The organism is Burkholderia sp. Ac-20365 (assembly GCF_017104715.1).
Classification (GTDB): Bacteria; Pseudomonadota; Gammaproteobacteria; order Burkholderiales; family Burkholderiaceae; genus Paraburkholderia.
Map to the genome: position 1 here is coordinate 23,689 of NZ_JAAGPI010000018.1, position 16,455 is coordinate 40,143.

At 62.6% G+C, this 16,455-nt stretch carries 15 protein-coding genes; 4 read left to right on the forward strand and 11 right to left on the reverse strand.

Annotated features, from left to right (window positions below):
* Positions 1–15 precede the first annotated feature (15 nt).
* From G3O01_RS26310 to G3O01_RS26320, 3 genes are all read left to right on the forward strand, one after another.
* Positions 16–225 carry a CbtB domain-containing protein gene (locus G3O01_RS26310; RefSeq protein WP_205809560.1) on the forward strand — a complete coding sequence of 70 codons (210 nt, stop codon included), beginning with the start codon at positions 16–18 and terminating at the stop codon, positions 223–225.
* A gap of 13 nt (positions 226–238) precedes the next feature.
* On the forward strand, positions 239–1,000 hold the full coding sequence (locus tag G3O01_RS26315; protein WP_205809561.1) for a CbtA family protein: 762 nt from the start codon (positions 239–241) through the stop codon (positions 998–1,000).
* A gap of 94 nt (positions 1,001–1,094) precedes the next feature.
* Entirely contained in the window at positions 1,095–2,132 is a 1,038-nt protein-coding gene (locus tag G3O01_RS26320; RefSeq protein ID WP_205809562.1) for a GlxA family transcriptional regulator, read from the forward strand.
* A gap of 13 nt (positions 2,133–2,145) precedes the next feature.
* Here G3O01_RS26320 and G3O01_RS26325 read toward each other — a convergent pair whose 3' ends face one another.
* The 9 genes from G3O01_RS26325 to G3O01_RS26365 form a co-directional block, all read right to left on the reverse strand.
* A complete protein-coding gene (locus G3O01_RS26325) occupies positions 2,146–2,403 on the reverse strand; it encodes a hypothetical protein (RefSeq protein WP_205809563.1) in 258 nt (85 codons plus the stop codon).
* Between the two features lie 90 nt (positions 2,404–2,493).
* On the reverse strand, positions 2,494–3,480 hold the full coding sequence (gene denD / locus G3O01_RS26330; RefSeq protein WP_205809564.1) for a D-erythronate dehydrogenase: 987 nt from the start codon (positions 3,478–3,480) through the stop codon (positions 2,494–2,496).
* 31 nt (positions 3,481–3,511) lie between these two features.
* Positions 3,512–4,300, reverse strand: a complete 789-nt coding sequence (otnI, locus tag G3O01_RS26335) for a 2-oxo-tetronate isomerase (RefSeq protein WP_205809565.1) — start codon at positions 4,298–4,300, stop codon at positions 3,512–3,514.
* Positions 4,301–4,325: 25 nt separating this feature from the next.
* Positions 4,326–5,663, reverse strand: coding sequence for an MFS transporter (locus G3O01_RS26340; RefSeq protein WP_205809566.1), 1,338 nt, complete (start codon positions 5,661–5,663; stop codon positions 4,326–4,328).
* 135 nt (positions 5,664–5,798) lie between these two features.
* On the reverse strand, positions 5,799–6,455 hold the full coding sequence (locus tag G3O01_RS26345; protein WP_205809567.1) for an aldolase: 657 nt from the start codon (positions 6,453–6,455) through the stop codon (positions 5,799–5,801).
* Positions 6,452–7,768, reverse strand: coding sequence for a 3-oxo-tetronate kinase (gene otnK, locus G3O01_RS26350; protein WP_205809568.1), 1,317 nt, complete (start codon positions 7,766–7,768; stop codon positions 6,452–6,454). Before otnK ends, G3O01_RS26345 begins: the two co-directional genes overlap by 4 nt.
* Positions 7,769–7,783: 15 nt before the next feature.
* The gene (ltnD, locus tag G3O01_RS26355; RefSeq protein ID WP_205809569.1) at positions 7,784–8,674 is read right to left on the reverse strand and encodes an L-threonate dehydrogenase; all 891 of its coding nucleotides are present in this window, start codon (positions 8,672–8,674) and stop codon (positions 7,784–7,786) included.
* 67 nt (positions 8,675–8,741) lie between these two features.
* The gene (locus G3O01_RS26360; RefSeq protein ID WP_205809570.1) at positions 8,742–9,446 is read right to left on the reverse strand and encodes a FadR/GntR family transcriptional regulator; all 705 of its coding nucleotides are present in this window, start codon (positions 9,444–9,446) and stop codon (positions 8,742–8,744) included.
* A gap of 916 nt (positions 9,447–10,362) precedes the next feature.
* Positions 10,363–11,430, reverse strand: coding sequence for an amino acid dehydrogenase (locus tag G3O01_RS26365; RefSeq protein WP_205809571.1), 1,068 nt, complete (start codon positions 11,428–11,430; stop codon positions 10,363–10,365).
* A gap of 262 nt (positions 11,431–11,692) precedes the next feature.
* Here G3O01_RS26365 and G3O01_RS26370 point away from each other — a divergent pair, with 262 nt between their 5' ends.
* Complete coding sequence (locus tag G3O01_RS26370; protein WP_205809572.1) at positions 11,693–12,151, forward strand: Lrp/AsnC family transcriptional regulator; 459 nt, start codon at positions 11,693–11,695, stop codon at positions 12,149–12,151.
* 12 nt (positions 12,152–12,163) lie between these two features.
* Here G3O01_RS26370 and G3O01_RS26375 read toward each other — a convergent pair whose 3' ends face one another.
* Together G3O01_RS26375 and G3O01_RS26380 are read right to left on the reverse strand one after the other, a co-directional pair.
* Positions 12,164–14,101 carry an EAL domain-containing protein gene (locus tag G3O01_RS26375; RefSeq protein WP_205809573.1) on the reverse strand — a complete coding sequence of 646 codons (1,938 nt, stop codon included), beginning with the start codon at positions 14,099–14,101 and terminating at the stop codon, positions 12,164–12,166.
* A 230-nt stretch (positions 14,102–14,331) separates the two neighbouring features.
* Positions 14,332–15,924, reverse strand: a complete 1,593-nt coding sequence (locus G3O01_RS26380) for a TrkA C-terminal domain-containing protein (RefSeq protein ID WP_205809574.1) — start codon at positions 15,922–15,924, stop codon at positions 14,332–14,334.
* Between the last annotated feature and the right edge of the window lie 531 nt (positions 15,925–16,455).

Here is a 16,455-nt window from a genome sequence, read left to right on the forward strand (position 1 = left end):
ATCAAGAGGTCTTTCATGAACGACGCTGTTCTTCAACCCGTAGACGCACTTGCGCCCATTCCGCTGCGCGAACTGATGCCGTGGATCGTGTTCGGCGGTCTGATGATGCTGCTGGTGCTGTACTTCGTCGGCGCCGAACAGGGCGCGACGTCGCTCGTACCGGGTATGGTCGTGCATGAGTTCGTGCACGACGGCCGCCATCTGCTCGGCTTTCCCTGCCACTGACGAGGAGACGATCATGGTCGGCAAGCTGTTGATGCGCGGCATGCTCGCGGGTGTCGTCGCGGGTCTGATCGCATTCGGGTTCGCGAAAGTGGCGGGCGAACCGCAGGTCGAACGTGCGATTGCCTTCGAGGAACACGCGCACGCGATGGAAGGCGACGCGCACGAACCCGAACTGGTGAGCCGCGACACGCAAGCCGGCCTGGGTTTGCTGACGGGCGTCGTCGCGTATGGCGCGGCGTTCGGCGGCCTGTTCGCGCTGACCTTCGCCTATGCGTGGGGACGCGTCGGCAAGCTCGGCGCCCGGCCGCTCGCTGCATGGCTCGCGCTTGGGGCGTTCGTTGCGCTCGTCGTCGTGCCGAATCTGAAGTATCCCGCCAATCCGCCGTCCGTCGGCGATCCGGATACGATCGGCTATCGCACAGGTCAGTTCTTTCTCACGATAGCGATCTCGGTTGCGATCATGGTGTTGTCGCTCAACGTGCGCAGCTTCGCCGCGCGGCGCTTCGGTCAATGGAATGGCGCGCTGGCGGGCCTCGCCGCGTTCGTCGTGATGCTGGCCGTCGTGCTCGCAGCATTGCCCGCCATCGACGAAGTCCCGGCCGCGTTCCCCGCTACGCTGCTATGGAAGTTCCGTATCGCCGCGATCGGCATGCAGGCCGTGATCTGGACGACGCTGGGTGCGCTGTTCGGCGTGCTGGCCGAACGCATGGAACGCGCGGGTTCACGCACGCTCCGCGCGGCGGGCGACACACGCGCCGTAAAGCAGGCTTTTTGACCGCTCGGCCGCTCATGGCGTTGCCGTATAGACTAACCGTTCGAGGCGCTCGCCCACGCGAGCGCCCGTCTTCCAGCAGATTCGGATATTCGCGATGAAACGGATCAAGGTCGGCATGCTTGTCTTTCCCGGTTTCCAGTTGCTCGATATCGCCGGGCCAAGGGACGCGTTCGCCGAAGTGAAAGTGCTGAGCAAGGGCGAGTGCGAATACGAAATGCTGACGGTCGGCACGACGCGCGGCGCGGTGCAATCGTCGAGCGGACTGACGACGATGCCCGACCGCACGATCTTCGACGAGTGCCCGGATTTCGACACGATCATCGTGCCCGGCGGCCTCGGCATCTTCGATGCATTCGACGACCCGGCGCTCAGCGGCTGGTTGAAACGTCAGCACAGACATTGCCGGCGAATATCGGCGATCTGCAACGGACTCTTCGCGCTCGGCTCGGCGGGCCTGCTCGACAACAAGGTGGTGACCACGCACTGGATGGACGTGCCGCGCCTGGCCGCAACCTTTCCTAAGGCGAAGATCGAGCCGGATCACATCTTCGTGCAGGACGGCAACCTCTATACGACGGCGGGCGTGACGGCGGGCATCGACCTGTCGCTGGCGATGATCGAAGACGACTTCGGCCGCCAGATGGCGCTCGATGTCGCCAAGTATCTGATCGTCTATCTGCGGCGCGCGGGCGGGCAGTCGCAGTTCAGTCCGCTGCTGGAAACGCAGGCGTCGCCGGGTTCGCAGATGATCGCGCTGCAGCAGTTCATGCTCGACAACCTGCATGTCGATCACACGGTGGCGTCGCTCGCCGAACGCGTGCATATGAGCGCGCGCAACCTGTCACGCATCTTCGCGAAGGAATGCGGCATCACGCCGATGACGTTTCTCGCCAACGCGCGTATCGACGCGGCGCGGCGTTTTCTCGAAGCAACGGATCTGTCGTTGCGTGAGATCGCGCAGCGTTGCGGGTTCGAAGATACGGATGGTTTTCGCAGAACCTTCAATCGAAGGTTGCAGATCAATCCGGCGGACTATCGCGACCGGTTCAGATCGAAGGAGCTAGTCGCGGATAAGAAGAAAGCGGCTGGAACGCGTGTGGGATCGCTGGAGCGCACCGCCTCGCGAGCGTGACGCAACGCGAATACTAGTACTGCTTGCAGCTCACCACCAGCTTGCGCGTCGTATAGCTGCCGTAGTCGGTGCGGTTCCTGCCCTCCTGGCGATCGATCACATCGTAGCCGCCCGGACAGGTCTTTTTCGCCGCTTTTTCGCAGATCTTCCAGTAATACAGGGCCCCGTCGCAGGAAATGACGGCGCCGTCGCGCCCGTTGGTGAGCGTCGGCTTGACGGTCGCGCTGCACGCGGTCAGAAACGCTATCAGGAGAATCGCGCTGCGCCGCATCAGATCCTCTTGCTCGTCGGTGGATCGTCCGATTATAGGAGCCGATGCGCGCAGTGTAATGGGAGCGAACGCACGCTCCCGCTCAACTCGTTACTGCGGAATCTTGCCGCCGAGTTCATCGTCGATAAACGCGCGGACGATGTCCTTGAACGACGCATCGCCGTGCAAGCCAAGCTGCGCCGCGCGCGACACATCCCATTGCGCCGGCCAGCTGCCGACGATCTTCTCGACGCGCTCGTCCGCCTTCCATTCGATGCGCGCCGCGACGGCATCGCCCGCCACTTCACGCAGTGCAGCAACCATGTCGTCGACCGTCACCGATACGCCCGGCAGATTCACGGTGCGCCGGTTGCCCAGCGCCGCGCCGTCGATCTCGCAGCCCGCGATCAGACATTCGATCGCCTTGCGCGGCGACAGCAGCCACAGCCGCGTCGAACCGCTCACGGGACACACGGCCGGTTCGCCCGTCAGCGGCTCGCGAATGATGCCGCTCGCAAACGACGACGCCGCCGCATTCGGCTTGCCAGGACGCACGCTGATGGTCGGCAGGCGCAGCACGCGGCCGTCGACGAAACCCCGCCGCGAATAATCGTTGAGCAGCAACTCGGCAATCGCTTTTTCCGCGCCATAAGACGATTGCGGATTCAGCGCCGTTTCGTCGAGCACGACATCGGGCAGATCGCCGCCATAGACAGCGACCGAACTCGTGAACAGAACGCGCGGCTTATGTCCGAGCGCGCGGCACACGTCGAGCAAGAGACGCGACGCATCGAGATTGATGCGCATGCCAAGATCGAAATCCGCTTCCGCCTGTCCGCTGACGATTGCAGCAAGATGGAAGATCGCTTCCGTCTTCGTATCGATCAGACGTTCGAGCACTCTGCGCTCAGCAATGTCGCCCACTTCGACGCGTACGCGTTCGTCTTTCGGTCCCTGTGCCGCGACGACGTCGAGCAACACCAGTTCGGTGATCGGTTGACGCTGTCCGTTCGCGCCCTTCAGTTCGCCACGCGAGAGCAGTTCGCGCGCAAGGCGCTGGCCGAGAAATCCCGCGCCGCCCGTGATGAGTACTTTCATGTTTGCATTGCCTCTCTATGTGTCTGTCGGATCAGCTGCGTGCCTTCACATAAGGCCTGATCCATCCGAGTCCTTCCGATGTGCCCGCGCGCGGCCGGTATTCGCAACCGATCCAGCCGTCGTAACCCAGTTCGTCGATCAGCGAGAACAGATACGGATAGTTCACTTCGCCGATATCCGGCTCGTGCCGCTCAGGCACGCCCGCAATCTGGATGTGACCGATGCCCTTCATGTCGCGCTTGAGCTTCACGGCGAGATCGCCTTCGACGATCTGACAGTGATAAAGATCGAACTGCACTTTCAGGTTCGGCGCGCCGACTTCCGCGCAGATCGCCTGTGCATCGTCCTGACGGTTCAGGAAGAAGCCGGGAATGTCGCGCGTGTTGATCGGCTCGATGACGACGGTGATACCGTCCGCCTGCGCCGTCTTTGCTGCATACGCGAGGTTCTTCAGATACACATCGCGATGCGCGGCACGCGATTGCTCGGGTTTGATCAAACCGGCCATCACGTGCAGCTTGTCGTTGCCGATCACGCGCACGTATTCGAGCGCCTTGTCGACGCTGCGGCGAAACTCGTCTTCGCGGCCCGGCAACGATGCGATACCGCGCTCGCCTGCCGCCCAGTCGCCGGGCGGCGCATTGAAAAGCGCTTGCGTGAGGCCGTTTTCCGTCAGACGCGCCTTGATGTCGGCGGCAGGGAAGTCATAGGGGAACAGGAACTCCACGGCCTCGAAGCCGTCGCGCGCGGCGGCGGCGAAGCGGTCGAGAAACGCGTGTTCGTTGTACATCATCGTCAGATTGGCAGCGAAGCGAGGCATCGAAGCAACTCCTTTTAAAGCGTGTTTAGCGGTTCACGAGCCGCGCGGGCGTCAGCCATGTGGCCAGCGCGCCGATCACGAGCATCGCGGCAAGCACGTACATGCCGGATTGCGTGCTGTGCGTGAGGTCCTTCAGATAGCCGATCATGTACGGGCTCGCGAAGCCCGCCAGATTGCCGATCGAATTGATGATCGCGATGCCCGCTGCCGCCGTCGCGCCCGACATGAATGCCGTCGGCAGCGACCAGAAGAGCGGTGCGCAGGTCAGCACGCCCGCGGCGGCGATCGACAGGAACGCAATCGACACAACCGTGTTGTCCGCAAACGATGCCGCAACCGTGAAGCCCACAGCGCCCGCGAGCGCAGGGCCGATCAGATGCCAGCGGCGCTCGCGACGCTTGTCCGCGCTATGACCCATGATGTTCATCACGACGATTGCGACGAGAAACGGAATCGCGCTCAGCAGGCCGATCTGAAACGCACCCGACACACCCGTCGACTTGACCAGCGTCGGCATCCAGAACGTCAGCCCATATTGACCCGTGACGAACGCGAAGTAAATCAGCGACATCCACCACGTACGCGGATCACGGAACACGGCGCCGAGCGAATGCGCCTTTGCTTTTTCCTGCGGCTGCGCGGCGATTTCATCGGCGAGCAGTTTCTTTTCGCGCGGCGTCAGCCACTTCGCGCTGGCGATGCCGTTGTCGAGATACAGAATGGTCGCAATGCCGACTGCAATAGCGGGCACCGCTTCGATCACGAACATCCATTGCCAGCCGGCGAAACCATGATGCGAGTCGAAGGTCTGCATGATCCAGCCCGACAGCGGATTGCCGAAAATGCCCGACACCGGAATCGCCGACATGAACACGGCGATGATCTTCGCGCGACGATGCGACGGGAACCAGTATGTCAGATACAGGATCACGCCCGGATAGAAACCCGCTTCGGCAAGACCGAGCAGAAAGCGCAGCGCGTAGAACTGCGTAGGCGTCTTCACGAAGATGAACAGCGCGGACATCACGCCCCACGTGATCATGATCCGCGCGATCCAGATACGCGCGCCGAGCTTGTGCATCAGGATGTTGCTCGGCAATTCGAACAGGAAGTAGCCGACGAAGAACACGCCCGCGCCGAGACCGAACACGGTTTCGCTGAACGCAAGATCCTGCGACATCTGCAGTTTCGCAAAGCCGACGTTCACGCGGTCCAGATACGCGACCACGTAGCACAGCATCAGGAACGGCACGATGCGCCAGAACACCTTGCCATACGTGCGTTCGATTTCAGCCGCGCCGGGTTGCCCGGCCGCGTCGGCGGTTGATGCGGGGCGAGCGGATGTCGCCTGATAGCTTGTCATGCGTGTGTCTCCTTCGGATGGCGCCGGTTATGGACGATCCGCTTGATTGCGGTCGATCCTCCGGCTTTTTTGCCTGAGTTGGTGATACGGAAAGTCCGCGATGCACGCGGACCAGCAGATAAGAAGCGTTTAGCGCTACCAGCGCGCGCCGAACACCGTGCGCAACTCTTCGAGCGCGGTGTCATCGAGCGGCGCGGGACGCGGATTCGTCATCAGCCACAATCGCGCGGTCTCCTCCAGTTCTTCCAGCGCGAACGAAGCCTGCGATACCGAACGCTCCCACACGACAGGCCCAAGCCGTTCGAGCAGCACGCCGCGCACGCGATCGGCAAGTTCCGCGATCTGCTGCGCGACTTGCGGATCGCCGGGACGCTTGTAGCGAATCAGCGGAATGTGGCCCACTTTCATCACGTAGTACGGCGTGATGGGCGGCAGCACATCGGCTTCGCTCCAGACACCCGCGAGCGTCAGCGCGACGAGATGCGTCGAATGCGTGTGCACAATGCCGCGCGCTTCGCGGTTGCGTTCGTAGACGCCGCGATGCAGCGCGAGTGTCTTCGACGGCTTGCCCCCTGACACAGCATTGCCTTCGAGATCGACCTTCGCGATCTGCGCCGGGTCGAGACGGCCGAGACATGCGTCCGTCGGCGTAATCAGCCAGCCGTCGTCGAGCCGCGCGCTGATGTTGCCCGCGCTGCCGACGGTGTAGCCGCGTTCATAAAGGCTCGCGCCCGTCACGCAGATTTCGTCGCGGACTTTTGCTTCGTTGCTGGCGTGAATGGCGAGCGTCATTGCGCGCCTCCTTCCAGCTGACGCAGCGCTTTCGTGAAGAAATCGACGGCACCGAAGTTGCCGGACTTCAACGCGAGCGCGAGCGGCTTCGCGCCGACAGTTGCGGTTGCGGGCACGCCAGGATCGATCTGCTTGCCGATGCGCAGCATCTCGACCTCGAGCGCCTGCACCACGGCGCCCGACGTCTCGCCACCCGCGACGACGAACTTGCGCACGCCGAGATCGTGCAACCCGCGCGCAATTGCGGCGAGTGTGCGCTCGACCAGTTCGCCCGCTTCAGCGACACCGAGTTCACGCTGCGTGGCTTTCACTTCATCCGGCGACGCCGTTGCGTAGATCAGCACCGGTTGCGGCTGCGCGGCGTTCATATGCTCGCGTGCAAATGCCAGCGCCTGATCGACGACAGGCTCGCCGCGCGCAGCCGCCAACGGATCGATACGGAACGCCGGGCGCGTTTCGCGCCATGCGGCGACCTGTGCGTTGGTCGCTTTCGATGCGCTGCCCGCCAGCACCACCGACGCGCCTTCGATACGCGGCAGCTCGCCTGCGTCGGTGGCATCGTCGAGCAGACCCGCGCGGCGGAAATTCGCGGGCAAACCGAGCGCGACGCCCGAGCCGCCGGTGATGAGCGGCAGGTCCGCGCACGCTTCGCCGAGCGTGTAGAGATCGGCGTCCGACACGGCATCGGCAATCGCCATGCGCACGCCGTCGTGGCGCAATGCATCGATCGATTTGCGCACGGCTTCGGCGCCTTTCGCTACCGCGTCGTAACGCACGAGACCCACTTTCGAGCGCGTCTGCCGTTGCAGCACGCGCACGAGATTCGCATCCGTCATCGGCGTGAGCGGGTGATTTTCCATGCCCGATTCGTTCAGCAGCACATCGCCGACGAACAGATGCCCGCGATAGATCGTGCGGCCATTCTCCGGAAACGCCGGGCACGCGATCGTGAACGGTGTGCCGCCGCCGATCGGCGACAGCGCGTTGAGCAGCGCATCGGCGACGGGGCCGATATTGCCTTTATCGGTCGAATCGAACGTCGAGCAGTACTTGAAGAAGAACTGTCGGCAGCCTTGCGCGCGCAGCCATTCGAGCGCGGCGAGCGATTGCGCGACGGCATCGTCAGCGTCGATGGTGCGCGACTTCAGCGCGACGACCAGCGCGTCGGCTTCGATGTTCGTGTCGGCAGCAGGCACGCCGATGGTCTGAACAGTGCGCATGCCGCCGCGCACCAGCATGTTGGCGAGATCGGTTGCGCCCGTGAAATCGTCGGCGATACAGCCGAGCAAGGGCTTGCGGGAAGAGGTCGTCATGTCGTTTGGCTCCTCTTAGCGCTTCGCCGGCACGTCGATGCCGGGGAAAATCTTGATGACAGCGGAGTCGTCTTCACCACCGTGGCCCGCCGTCGACGCCATCATGAACATCTGATGCGCAGCCGCCGACAACGGCAGCGGAAACTTCGAACCACGGGCGGTATCGAGCACGAGGCCGAGATCCTTGACGAAGATATCGACGGCCGACAGCGGCGTGTAATCGCCGTTGAGAATGTGCGGCACGCGGTTTTCGAACATCCACGAATTGCCCGCGCTGTGCGTGATCACGTCGTAGAGCGCATCGGGATCGACGCCTTCGCGCAGGCCGAGCGCCATCGCCTCGGCGGCGGCGGCGATGTGCACGCCCGCCAGCAACTGGTTGATGATCTTCACCTTCGAGCCCGCGCCGTGTTGTTCACCCAGGCGATAGACCTTGCCCGCCATCGCCGCGAGCACGTCTTCACAGGCTTCGTATGCAGCGGCGGGACCGGACGTCATCATTGTCATTTCGCCCGATGCCGCGCGCGCCGCGCCGCCGGACACGGGCGCATCCAGCATTTGCAGGCCCGCGGCTTCGATGCGCTTGCCGAGGTCGATTGCGAAGTCGGGCGCAACCGTCGCGCAGGCGATCACGACGCTGCCCGGCTTCATCGACTTGACTGCGCCCTGCTCGCCGAACAGCACGGTCTGCGTTTGCGCCGCGTTGACGACGAGCGTGACGACGACGTCGCATTGCGCGCCGAGTTCGGCGGGATTCGCGCACGCCTTGCCGCCAACGGCAACGAACTGGTCGAGCACGTCGCGGCGCACATCGCATGCGTGCACATTGAGGCCGCCGCGCAGCAGCGAGCGCGCGACGCCCATACCCATCGCGCCAAGACCGATCACTCCGACATTTCTGGACATACCTTTCCTCTACGAACAGTGCTTCAGACGACGGCTCGCGCGTCTCGCGAGCCAACGCGTGTACGGATCAGCAGATACCCGCTTCCGCCAGACGGCGCGCGGCGTTGTACATGTGGGTTTGCGCGGCGTTGCGCGCGGCCATCGGATCGCCCGCGCGAATGGCCGCGGCAATAGCCGCGTGCTCGTCGCGCACCTGGCGCGAGAAGTCTTCGCGCAGCGCCTCGTTGCGGCGCGTGACGACGGTGCCGGCTTCGAGGTACTGGTTGAGGAACGAGAGCGTCTGCAGGAAATACGGGTTGCCGGTCACGGCGGCGATCGCGCGATGAAAAGCGACGTCTTCGGCGACGCCATCGCGGCCTTCGGCGACGGCTTCGTCGATCTTTTTGAGGGCGGCGTCGATGGCCATCATGTCGGCGTCGGTGCGGCGCATGGCGGCTTCGGCGGCGACTTCGGCTTCGATTGCGCGGCGCACGGCGAGGATTTGCAGCACGGAGCCGCCTTCCATCGCTTCGGCGTAGTCGATTCTTAGCGGGCGGATTGCGCCATGTGCCGATACGTAGACGCCGCTGCCCTGGCGGGGCTCGACAACGCCTTCGTTCTTCAGGCGTGAGATCGCCTCACGAATTACGGTGCGGCTGACGCCGAATTCCTGCGATAGCACGGCTTCTGTCGGCAGCTTGCCGCCGCGGGCGAAGGTGCCTTTGTCGATTTGCGCAAGCAGTTGCTGCGCGACCGTGTCGCTGAGGGCTCGGTTTGGGATCTTTTCGAACATGGGTGTTCGGTTGTCAATTTGCCATGTGATAGGGTCATCATACAAATTTGGTTTTGGTTTTTGTTTTGGGGGAAACCCTGGGGTTGGGGTTTGTTTTTGTCTTGCTGGTTTGTTTTGTCTTGCTGGTTTGGTTTTTTCTGGTTTTGCGCTGGCATCCGCGTTTTGTTACTGGTGCTTCAAGCGTTGCCCCTGTGCGGGGCGGCACTTACTTTCTTTGCCGCCGCAAAGAAAGTAAGCAAAGAAAGCGGGCTAACACCACCCGTGCTTGACCACCGCCTGAGGGCCCCCAACGGGTCCTCCGCTTCAAACGGCAACCTCTCAGTCCCCGCCCGTTGCCAACGCTTCGAATTGGCGCCTCACCCGCTTCGATCACCCGTAGCGCAGCCAGCGGCAGCGAATGATTGCGGCCGCCCAGGTGGCAAACTGTGTGTAGGGCGTAGTGCTTCACAGCTCAGCGCTCCTACGACACCGGCCTTGCATTTCAGTCTGGAGTGATGCGTGTACGGCGCGAAAGCCGACACACAGTTTGCCGCTATAGAACGTGGGCGATGCGATCGCGCGTGTGGCGACGCGGGAGTGTAAAGCGGGTGATGAGCCAATTCGAAGCGTTGGCAGCGGGCGTCGAGAAGAGCGGCGCCGCATGAAGGAGAGGACCCGTTGGGGGCCCTCAGGCGGTGGTCAAGAACTGGCGGTGTTCAGCGGCTTTCTTTTGCCTACTTTTCTTTGCCGCGGCAAAGAAAAGTAGGTGCCGCCCCGCACAGGGGCGACGCCTGAAGCAGGCAAGACAAAACGCGGACGCCAGCGAAAACCTACGCAAACCGAATCAAGGCTTGCGCCGCGTAGTCACCTCGCGGATGCCAGCGAAAAAAAAGCAAACCACCCCAGCGTCGCAAGACAAAAAACAAAAACCAAAACCTTAAACCATCATCTCCCGAGCCCAAACCACAGCAGCCCTCGCCGGCGCAACGCCAGTTGCCTTCACCCGCTCAGCGAGTTCAAAAACCCGCGGCGCGATCAAAGCAACCTCATCCAGCACAGTCTGCTTATCCGCCGACCCAAGATACTCCCGCACGCAACTGATAATCCCGCCTGCATTGACGAGAAAATCCGGCGCATAAAAAATCCCACGCCGATGCAGCACATCACCCTCGGCGAGCGACATCAGCTGATTATTCGCGCCACCCGCAATCACCTTGAACTGACAGTTCGCTGCAACAGCCTCGGTAATCGATCCACCCAGCGCGCAAGGTGCAAACACATCAGCATTGACGGATGCAATCCGCGCCGTATCCGCAACCTGCGCCCCGAACATCTGCTGCGCACGCGCAGTCTTCTCTGCATCGATATCCGACACGATCAGTTCGGCGCCCGCACGATGCAGCCGCTCGCACAGATCCCAACCGACCGAACCCAACCCCTGCACGGCAACCGAAATACCGTCCAGCGTGTCGCGCCCCAGCGCAACCTGCACAGCCGCCTTCAGGCCAACAAACACCCCATATGCCGTGCGCGGCGACGGATTGCCGCCATATACGTCGTTATCGCGCGGAATGCCGCTCACGTACGACGTTTCGCTCTGCACGGCACGCATGTCGTCCGCCGTCGTGCCGACATCTTCCGCCGTCAGATACACGCCACCCAGCGATTCCACGAGCCGCCCGAATGCCTTGAACATCGCCGTGCGATCCATCTGCTCCGGACGCTTCAGGATCACCGCCTTGCCGCCGCCGAACGGCAACCCCGCCAGCGCGTTCTTGAACGCCATGCCCTGCGACAGACGCAGCGCATCGTGATACGCCTCGTAGTCCGATGCGTACTGCCAGTACCGGCAGCCGCCGAATGCGGGGCCGCGCGCCGTGCTGTACACGGCAATCACGGCCTGCAGGCCAGTTTCGGCATCGCTCGCCACGACAATGCGCTCGTGAGCTGGTTCGCCGTGAAGCCCAAAAAGCGTTCCGGCAAAGTTCGTCGTCAGTCGGTCCATCTGTGTTCCTTCCTTGTGGGCAGGCAGTTGAGTCCGCGCGAAGCGATCGCTTCGCGCCGGCTGACCGCAGGTCGTCCGGGTCACGGACGCAAGCGGCAAAGTTCTCGGGATCCGCGTAATGCGGGGTCAACCCGTCGCAAAAGTGTATGCGGCCAAATCAGGATATTTGTTCTGTTTATCTGGCCGCTCGCCAGCCTGTGGCAGAATTATCTACCACAAAATCAGCATTACCGAAGACGATTCGTCTTTTCCAGGAGGCAGCATGAAACTCGACACCACCGATCAACGCATCCTGCGCGAGCTGCGTAACGACGGTCGTCTTTCGAACGCGAAGCTCGCCGAGCGTGTCGGTCTGTCGGCGACACCTTGCTGGAACCGTGTGCGCGCGCTCGAAGAGGCTGGTGTGATCGAAGGCTATGCGGCGCTGCTCAATCAGAAAGCGCTGGGTTTGCCCGATACGGTGATCATCGAAGTGAAACTTGCGAAGCACGACGAGCGCACGCTCGACCGCTTCGGCGAGGCGCTCGCCGACCTGCCCGAAGTCGTCGAGGCGTTTCTGGTGTCGGGTGAATACGACTATCTGATCAAGGTCGCGGTGGCGGGCACGGAAGGATATGAGTCGTTCCTGCGGCGCAAGCTGTATCGCTTGCCCGGCTTCCAGGACAGCCGCTCGATCTTCGCGCTGCGCTGTCTCAAACGCGCGGTGTCCGTCGAGCCTTGAACACCGCGACCATTACGCTGTGAGCGTTTGTTCCGCGAACGGCATCGGCACGCCGAAATAGAACCCTTGCATGACGGTGCAGCCGAGTTCGCGCAGCACGCTCGCCTGCGCTTGCGTCTGCACACCTTCCGCCACGCACGTGAGTTTCAGCGAACGGCACAGATCAACAATGCTGCGCACGATGTCCTGCGCAGCCGGATCGGCATCGATGCGATCGAGAAAGCCGCGATCGATCTTCACCTTGTCCAGCGGCAGCCGGTGAATGCAGGTGAGGCTCGAATAGCCCGTGCCGAAATCGTCGAGCGAGATGTTCGCGCCTAGCCGCTTGAACGCATCGAGCGAAGCGAACGCCTGCTCGAAATCCTGAATGACGGCCGTCTCCGTCACTTCGAAGGTCAGACGATCGGGCTCGATACCGCTCGCGCGAACGATGTCCATAATTTTCGCGGCCGCTTCCGCCGAGCCGATATCGCGCGCCGACAAGTTGAATGCGACGCGCACGGCCGCATCGCACTCCTGCATCGTCGCGAGCACCTTGCGCAACAGCGCCGCCGACACCGCATGAATGAAATCGCTGCGCTCGGCCACCTTGATGAACAGCGAAGGCGGCACGTCGCCGAGCGTCGGGCTGGTCCAGCGCGCGAGCGCTTCGTAGCACACGATGCGTTCGCTCGACGTATCGACAATAGGCTGGAAATGCAGGGTCATCTCGCGCTCGAGGTCGGCATGCCGCAACGCCTGTTCGATCTGCCCCAGTTCGCGAATCTGCTTTTCATGCTCCGCCGAAAAGATCGTCGTGCCGCCGCGGCGATGCTCCTTCGCGAAGTACAGCGCGTAATCCGCGCGCTCGAACAGTTGTGCGGGCGACCGGCCCGCATCGGGATAGATCGCAAAGCCGAGCGACCCGGACAGCCGCGCCGTAGCGCCTGGCCATGCGTACGGCGCGCGCAGCGTTTCGCAGATCGCCGCGCCGATATCGCGCAGATCCTGTTGCTCGCGCACGTCCGTCACGAGCAGGCCGAACTCGTCGCCGCCGAGCCGCGCCAGCCTGACGCGCGGCCCCGACGCTTCCAGCAGACGCCGGCCCACTTCTTCGAGCACACGGTCGCCCGCGCCGTGGCCATACAGATCGTTGACCTGCTTGAAGCCGTCGAGATCGATCACGCCGACCGCAAAGCGCGCCTGCCCGGCCTGCGCAGTCTCGAAGAGCGCGTCGAGATCGGCGAGAAAACGTCGGCGGTTAGGCAGTCCTGTCAGGATGTCCAGATTGGCGAGGCGCGAGTTTTCGTCGCTTAGCCGTTGTAACTCGGCTTGCTTTGCCTGCAATGCGTGCTTCGATTCAACGAGATTCGCGAAGTCGCGGTAGTAGGTGAGCAGAATGAAGATCATCGCGACCGCGACGAGCAGCATGTTGATCGCAATCGCGACGAGCACCGCGTTGTGCGTCAGCGAAAAGAACAGCGAGAACGGCACGATGACGATGGCAGTCAGCAGCAATGCGGCCTTGCGCATGTGCATCAGGCAGAAGATGCAGCCGATCACCGTAATCGACATGTAGAACGCCACATGCGCGCGAGCGTACGGGTCGCCATACGGAAAGAGCAGCAGGCCCCAGCCCGTGAAGACGACGCCCAGCAACACGATCAGCCAGACCGTGGTTTTCAGGCGCGAGGCAATCTGCTCGTCAGTCAGCGAAGCCAGATGCTTTCGTCGCCGCACCCACACGACGAGCCGGATCGCACAGGCGGTGCACATCACGAGCGGCACCCAGATGGCGAGCGAGGCCGGCGCGACGGCGACGTGTGTCACGGCCACGGCGAGGCTGTTGATCACGAGGATCACATACAGCAGCGGCAATTGCCGCGAGAATGCGTCGAACTGCGAGCGTGACAGCGCGGCCTTGACGGCCGGAACAGTACGGAACGAGGCGAGGTCCTGCGGGCGAATCATGGCTCGGCAGTGAGTATGGATGGCGTCAGTCGCGTTCCTGCTTTCTAACGGCAGTTTCGCGGCGAACTTGATGATACGAGAGCGAGTGTCTCCTCCAGAAAAGAAAGCAGTGGGAAGTGTCGCGCTGTATCGACTGCGCCACACCTGCTTGCGCAACACATGCGTGTAATGCTCGCGCTAGCAGCCTGCTGCGCGATGTATTCGTCAGATCAATAGCGCAACGGCAGCCGCTATCCGCCGATGACCACCGCCGCGATTTCGACGAACAGAATCTTCACGATCGTCATCGACGGAAAGATCATTGCGTAACCGACGTCAGGGCGATCGGTCGGCGCAATGCGATTGGCGAACGCGAGAATCGCGGGGTTTCCGGTTGCGCCACTGATCACGCCGACGGTTGCATCGAACGGCAAGCGGAACAGCCACAGACAGCACGCTGCCGTGATGCACACGAGCGCAATCAGAATGGCCGCGCCGTACAGCAGGAACGAGATGCCCGTCAGCCCGATCGTCGCGAAAAACTTCGGCCCGGAAGAAAGCCCGACCTGCGCGAGAAAAACCGTCAGGCCGAAGTTGCGCAGCACGAGGTTCGCGGAAAGCGGCATCGTCCACACGAGTCCGCTGGTACGCCGGATCTTGCCGAGATACAGCGCGACCAGCAGCAGCGCGGCGAGCCCGAGCGACAGCTTGCCGACGCCGGGTATCGGCAATGGAATCAGGCCAACCAGCAGACCGAGCGCCGCGCCGACGCCGATCGAGATGTAGCTGAGTTCTGCTGTTCCCTTGATTGAATCGCCGAACAGTTTGCGCGCGGCGTCGCGTTGACCCGGACCGATCAGCAGGCCGACACGATCGCCGAATTCGAGTATCAGCTCGGGGCTTGGCAGCATGTCGGCGTCGCCGCGACGCACATGCGCGATCGAGCACACCATGCCGTCGGGAAAGCGGATATCGCGCAACGCGTGGCCGACCACGACGCGGCTCGACGCGAACACGCGCAGATAGTCGAGGTCTTCGCGAAAACGCGTCATGCGTCCGGGGTGCAATTCGCCGAGCAGTTCGGTGGCTTTGCGCAATTCGTCCTTATCAGTCGAGGTCGCGAGCAGCACGTCGTCGGTTTGCATGACGAAGTCGTCGGCGGGCAACTGGTTGTGATGCGCGCGGCGCACGGCTGCAACGCCGAGACCTGCGGGCAGGCGCGCTTTCAGTTCGGGAAACGTGAGGCCGACGAACGCCTGGTTGCGCAGTGCGATTTCCGCCGTCTCCATGATGTGCGCGGGCGGCGCTTCGATCTTGCGTGCAAGCGCGACACTAAGCAGGTACAGAAACAGGATTGGGCCGGCCACGCCGAACGGATACGCGACGCTGTAGCCGACGGCCGCGCCCTCGCCTTTCAGTACGGCGAGCACCGCTTGCAGGCTGGCCGTGCTGGTGCCCGCGCCGGCGTACAGGCCGAGCGCCTGATCGAGCCTTACGCCGAAGAGCGGCCCGAGTGCCAGCGACACGAAGCCTGCGCCGGTCACGCCGACAAAAGCGGCCGCGTTCGCCTTGAGTCCTTCCGCGCTCGACAGTCCGGCGAAAAACTGTGTGCCGTACTGGACGCCGATGCCATACAGAAACAGCAGCAGGCCCAGTGTGCCGAGTAACGCCGGCGGCGCGGACTTAGGTGCGAAGCCGCCGATCGCCAGGCCCACGAACAGGACTGCGCCTGAGCCTAGCGCTACACCTTTGATGCTGCATTCGCCTATGACGTAGCCCAGGGCTACTGTGAGAAACAATGTGAGCAATGGCTGCGATTCGAGCAATGTTCGGAGTGCGTCCATGTTGGATCCTCGTCGGCGTATGCAGTGCGAGTTGTTGCTCTTTGTTGTATTGCCTGATCAATCATAGACGGTGTGGGGCGGAATGATGCTTTCGCGGTTTGGGTTTGGGTTTGGGTTTGGGTTTGGGTTTGGGTTTGGGTTTGGGTTTGGGTTTGGGTTTGGGTTTGGGTTTGGGTTTGGGTTTGGGTTTTCGCTGGCATCCGCGTTTTGTCTTGCCGGCTTCACGCGTTGCCCCTGTGCGGGGCGGCACTTACTTTCTTTGCCGCCGCAAAGAAAGTAAGCAAAGAAAGCGGGCTAACACCGCCCGCTCTTGACCGCCGCCTGAGGGCCCCCAACAGTTCCTCCACTTCACATGGCATCACATTTGGTCGATGCCCGTTGCCAACGCCTCGAACAGGTGCCTCACCCACTTCAAATGTCCGTACATCTACCAGCGGCAGCGAATAGTCACCGCCGCCCAGGTGGCAAACTCTGTGTCGGCCGTAGTGCTTCACACGTCGGCGCTCTTACGACACCGATCGTGCTTTTCAT